We start from the raw sequence: 5,406 nt of genomic DNA on the forward strand, positions 1-5,406 counted from the left end.
ATGACACCGGGCAGGAACGAACCGAGCCCGCCGCCTTCGACGATGTTGGAACGGCCGTAGTTGAACGTGAACGTGCAGTAGCCGGCGTCCTTGATCGGCTGGCCCATGTAGGCGTACCCGTTGTAGGCGTTCATCCAGGTGCCGTGCAACAACACCACCGGTCGCGGATGCTGCGCGGTCGGCTTGCAGTTCCAATCGTTGGTGCCGGGAGCACCCGCGTCGGGATTGAGCAGTCCGTAGCCGAACGCGGGCAGGAACGCCGTCGACGCGGGGCCGATAGCGCCCGGGTCGGAGGAGTAGCCGCCCGAGGAGCCCGAGCTGGAGCCGGAACCACCGAGGCAGTCGCCGGAGCCGTTACCCGAGCCCGCACCGCTACCGGAGGTACAGGCCGACCCCGTGCCGCCGAGCCCGCCGTCGGTACCCCAGGCCACATCGCGACCCTGGTGGATGATTTCGGCCAGCTGCTGTTCGGTGGGTTCGGACGCCGGGTCAGCCGCCGCCCCCGCCCCGGAGAGGGCGACAGCAACAACGCTGACGCCCATCAGTATTGCCGCACGCACCGAGCGTGTGCGGCCACGAGTAATGGTCATGCAAGGTCTGCCTTTCCGAATGCGAAAAAGGAATCGGCTCGTAAGCCGTCCCGAACGTATGCCGGAACAACCGGCACGGAAATCGCTTCCGGTCAGGTGTGTGCACCTCACCATTCACTGTCGCGGAACCCCATGGCCGCGCACAGGAAATATTATTCCGCGCAATGCGGACCACCTTTCGGAATATTTCCACGAGAATCAGTGCAGCAGATGGCCGCCGAAAGGAATACCGATGCCACCGAAACCCGTCGACCGGCGGATCCGGCCGAAGCAGGAGCGGGCGAAGGCGACCCGGGAACACATTCTCGACACCGCCGCCGAACTGTTCGGGCAGCGGGGAATCGACAACACCTCCACCAATGTCATCGCGGCGCAGGCGCACGTCAGTATCGGAACGCTGTACCGCTACTTTCCGGAGCGGTCGTTTCTCGTCGACGAACTCCTCGATCGGCTCATCGCCGATGTCGAGCAGGAGTTCACCCAGCGGGTATTCAGCCTGCCCGTGGCGACGTCGCCCAGGAGCAGCGACGACTTTGTCGCCATCGCCTCCGAGATACTCGATGTCTTCGCCGAGGTGCTGATCGCGAAGTCGGATCTGGTTCGCGCGCTCGTCGGCAGTGTGCAGTTCTACAGCAGCGGGTTACCCGAATTCGAGCCGCGATTGCGAATGCTGGTCAAGCTCATCGTGATCCAGTTCGTCGGGCCCGGCGACGACCGTGACAACGACATGATGTCCTGGGTTCTGGTCAACACCGGATTCGCCGCGGTCGTGCGCGCTTCGGCCGACGACGTGGCCGACGGCGACCGCGCCGCCGCCATCGCCATGACCGCGCGGATGATCGGCACCTGGCTGTACGGCGAGATGCGGGGCCGCGACTAGCACTGGGCTCACACCGGCACCTCGTCGCGGGACTGAAGGTCGGCGAGAACCAGGCGCAGTAGCTGTTCGGCCCGGATACGCTGCCAGCCCAGCATCGCGTGCGGACTGAACCTGGCTTCCTCGAACAGCGCGACCAGCTCGTGTGCGCCGTCGTCGTGCAGCACGCCGCTGTCGAAAGCCCGCTCCAGCACTTCCCTCGGCGTATCCGAGATCAACGGCGCCGCGGCACGATCCGCGGCCAACCCGGCCTCCATGGCCACATAGCAGGCGATCACCGCGGTCCGCGGATCCTGACCTGGCGCGTTCATCGCCGCCAGTCCCATCTCGGCGGCCCTGGTCAGCGAGTCGACCGTCTTCGAGACCTGCTCCTCGGTCAGTTCCACGCTGTCGACCAGCGGCGCCCGGCCTGCGACGGTGACGCCGACGAGACCGGCCACCGCGATGCCGATCAGCGCGATCGCCAGGCCCGCGGCTCCCAGCAACGCCATCCCGCTCAGACGCGACGAGTCGACCGCCGAATCGACCACCTGCACATTGACAGCGGCGGGCACACCGGGCTGTCCCGCTTGCGCCGGTGTCACCGAGGCGACCGGTGTCGGCTGACGCCGCGCGCCGGGCAAGACGAACAGCATGGTGATACCGACCGCGAACGTCAGCGCGACGGTACTGAGCGCGATCGGGGCCAGCACCGCGAACCGCGTGAACGACAGACGAACCCGGAGACCGTGTTCGACCGCGGGCATCGCCAACGGCAGCCGATGCTGACTGACGATGACGCCCGCGAGCAAGATCACCACCGATACCAGCAGCAAGACCGGCATCAACGCGACAGCGACCGGCGAAGTCCCACCGGTTTCACTGGGAACAACGGTCCCAGGTAAACGCCCGTGCAGCGCGATAATCGCCGCGACAATCAGAACGACCGCCGCTACCAGACGACCTATTGGCGCCAATATTTTTCCCACAGACCTACCGCCGAACCCCTGGATGCCACCCGAAATGCCCACATAATGACATTTCCCCCGGCCCTCGGGAACCGACCGCACAAGATTTGGTCGAATTCCCTCAGGGCCCCCGGATTCCTTGTCTCCGACAACATTTCCTACCGCGAGGCAAGAAATATTCCCGCGCGATCATCTCTGCTCGGGGCGTCCCCACACCGTCGGGTCCGGCGGTGGCCAGCCATCCGCCCCCGGCAGCGGAAGGTCTGGCACGGCACTCGATCGATCGGGGCTCGACGAATCGGCTATCCGATGCCATCCACCTCGAAGCGGACGTGGCGCCGGCGGTGTCGCCGAGCTCGGCGGCGCCACGACAGGGGGAGCCGCGACCGGCGGCGGTGCCGGGCGAGGGTGCCGGCTCGGCTCGGTGCGGCGCGACCGCGTCACCCGCACGATCACGAGGACGACGATGATCACGAGCACCGGGACCAGCAGGAGCGCGAGCCACGACAGGTAGCGCACGAGTTGCAAGTATCTCGCGGATTCCGGCGGCGGCTCGGGCGTCGGAGCCTGTGCGAGCACGGGACCCACAGCGTCGTGTACGGCGAGAAGGACAGTGCTCACCGGACCCCCTCCCGGAAAACCAAGCGCCGCAATCGGATACCCGACCAGTGTGCACCCCGTCCGGCGCCTCCGCATCGTTTCCGTGACCGGTTTCCCCGATGGCCGCCGCGGCCCGGGGTGTGTCAGTCGGCGAGAAACCGGGCGGCGTTCGCGTGCGCCCATCGATCGAACGTGGTGGCGGGGTGGCCGGTGATGTCTTCGACACTGGCGGTGGGCAGGGATTCCGGCGGCGGGGCGAAATCGAGCAGGACGTTGTCGACATACCAGGCCGAGTTGTCGCCCATGGTGGGTTGCAGCGCGGTGATGGTCTCCTCGCGGGTGGAGGTGCGGAAGGTGATCTCGCGGTCGAGGGCATCGGCGAGGTGCGCGACCAGGTTCGCGCGGGTGAGGACCTGCGGGCCCGCGAGGGAGTGCGCGCGGCCGAGGTGACCGTCCTCCAGCAGGGCGGTCGCGGCTACGGCGGCGATGTCGTTCATGGCGATGGGCGCACTGGCGGTGCCGGGGTGCGGCTCGTGAACAGCACCGGTGTCACGGATCTGCTGAGACCACGTCAGGGTGTTCTCCATGAAGTCGGCGGGCCACAGATGAGTCCAGGCCAAGCCGCTGCCCTCGACGGCGTTACACACACTGCCCCACCAGCTTTCGGGCTCGCCCGACAGATCCACGACGTGCCGCACCCCGGCTGCCCGCGCCAGCTCGAGGACCTCGGTGACATTGTCCGGCGAAGGTGCGAGATACATCCGGTCGACACCCTCGAACGCCGCGGGCAAGCCGGCCGGTCGCCCCAGATGCCCCCGCACCACCTGAACACCGGCGGGCAGCGCCGCCTTGGTGGGGTTGATGGTCAGCGCGCGAATGTCGGTCGCACCGCGCGCGATCAGCTGATCCACGACCATGCGCCCGATATTGGCCGTCGCCCCGGTAACCAGGATTGTCATCGGTTTCCCTCCGTCTCGGTTCGTTGGACCACTCGATCCTGCCAACGAAATCCGAGCGGCGCACATGGCAATTTCGGGTGGGATCGCAGGCAGGTTCCCAAGTCCGCAGCGCTGCACCGAATCTGGTTGCCCGGGGCTTTCGCCGCTGCCGAATCGGTGCTAATTTGGCACCAGACATCAAGTTACTGGCCAGTAACATACTTGTGTTGCAGGTCAGCGGGGACAGGGGGCAACACCGTGAGCACTGTGACGATCGCACTCGGCGTCATCGGCGTCATCATCACCGCGATCTGCTGGGGGTCACTGGCTCTCGGCCTGTCCCGGATGATTCGCGTTCTCCGCAGCGGTCAGCCCGACCGGTCACGGATCGGTCCCGTGCTGCCACGGATGAAGACCGTCATCGTCGAGGTTCTCGCGCACACGAGAATGAACAAGTTCCGGACTGTCGGTTGGGCCCATTGGCTCGTGATGGTCGGGTTCCTGCTCGGCATGGTGTTCTACTTCGAGTCCTACGGACAGACCTTCGACCCGGAGTTCGGCTGGCCGATCATCGGCGACACGTTCGGCTACCACCTGCTGGAGGAAATCCTCGGTCTCGCCACAGTGATCGGAATCCTGGTGCTGATCACCATCCGACAGCGCAACCACCCCCGCAGGCCCGAGCGCCTCTCCCGGTTCAGCGGGTCGAATCTCGTTGCCGCGTACGCCATCGAGACGATCGTGCTCATCCACGGCCTCGGTGACGTCCTGCTCAAGGCGGGCAAGATCGCCACTTACGGTGGTGGACACGCGTCGAGTGACCTGTTCACCATGCAGATCGCGCGGCTGATTCCTGCCGACCCACTGATGATCTCGCTCTTCGCGTTCATCAAGATGCTGGCCGGGGCGGCGTTCCTCTATCTGATCGGCCGCCACCTCACCTGGGGTGTTGCCTGGCACCGGATTTCGGCCTTCTTCAACATCTATTTCAAGCGCGAAGGCGACGGTGGCGTCGCGCTCGGCGCGGCCAAGCCCATGATGTCCGGCGGCGGCGTCCTCGACCTGGAGACCGCCGACCCCGACGTCGACACGCTCGGCGTCGGCAAGGTCGAAGACTTCACCTGGAAGGGCTTGCTCGACTTCACCACCTGCACCGAGTGCGGTCGCTGCCAGTCACAGTGCCCCGCTTGGAACACCGGAAAGCCGTTGTCCCCCAAGCTGCTCATCACTTCGCTGCGTGATCACACCTATGCCAAGGCGCCCTATCTGCTCGATGGTGCCGACAAGATTTCCGAGGCCGCGCGTGCCGAGGCGGACCGTCCGCTGGTCGGTGGCGAGGATGTCCACGGCATCATCGACCCCGAGGTGTTGTGGTCGTGCACGACCTGTGGTGCGTGTGTCGAGCAGTGCCCGGTCGATATCGAGCACGTCGATCACATCATCGATATGCGCCG

Annotated in this window: 5 protein-coding genes; 2 read left to right on the forward strand and 3 right to left on the reverse strand. The window is 65.9% G+C overall.

What is annotated here, in order from left to right:
* Positions 1 to 590, reverse strand: a 590-nt coding sequence (locus tag ACFQ9R_RS34605) for an esterase/lipase family protein (protein WP_378997049.1), incomplete at its 3' end; no start/stop codon positions are given.
* Between the two features lie 232 nt (positions 591 to 822).
* Here ACFQ9R_RS34605 and ACFQ9R_RS34610 point away from each other — a divergent pair.
* Positions 823 to 1,470, forward strand: a complete 648-nt coding sequence (locus ACFQ9R_RS34610; RefSeq protein WP_378997051.1) for a TetR/AcrR family transcriptional regulator — start codon at positions 823 to 825, stop codon at positions 1,468 to 1,470.
* Positions 1,471 to 1,478: 8 nt separating this feature from the next.
* Here ACFQ9R_RS34610 and ACFQ9R_RS34615 read toward each other — a convergent pair whose 3' ends face one another.
* The gene (locus ACFQ9R_RS34615; protein WP_378997053.1) at positions 1,479 to 2,291 is read right to left on the reverse strand and encodes a DUF4129 domain-containing protein; all 813 of its coding nucleotides are present in this window, start codon (positions 2,289 to 2,291) and stop codon (positions 1,479 to 1,481) included.
* A gap of 866 nt (positions 2,292 to 3,157) precedes the next feature.
* Positions 3,158 to 3,973, reverse strand: coding sequence for an NAD(P)H-binding protein (locus ACFQ9R_RS34620; protein ID WP_378997055.1), 816 nt, complete (start codon positions 3,971 to 3,973; stop codon positions 3,158 to 3,160).
* Between the two features lie 237 nt (positions 3,974 to 4,210).
* On the opposite strand from ACFQ9R_RS34620, the gene ACFQ9R_RS34625 reads away from it, so the two are divergent.
* A partial coding sequence (locus ACFQ9R_RS34625; protein WP_378997057.1) for a 4Fe-4S dicluster domain-containing protein occupies positions 4,211 to 5,406 on the forward strand: 1,196 nt, incomplete at its 3' end.

The sequence above is a fragment of the Nocardia sp. NPDC056541 genome (assembly GCF_042794235.1).
In the GTDB taxonomy this organism is placed as follows: domain Bacteria; phylum Actinomycetota; class Actinomycetes; order Mycobacteriales; family Mycobacteriaceae; genus Nocardia.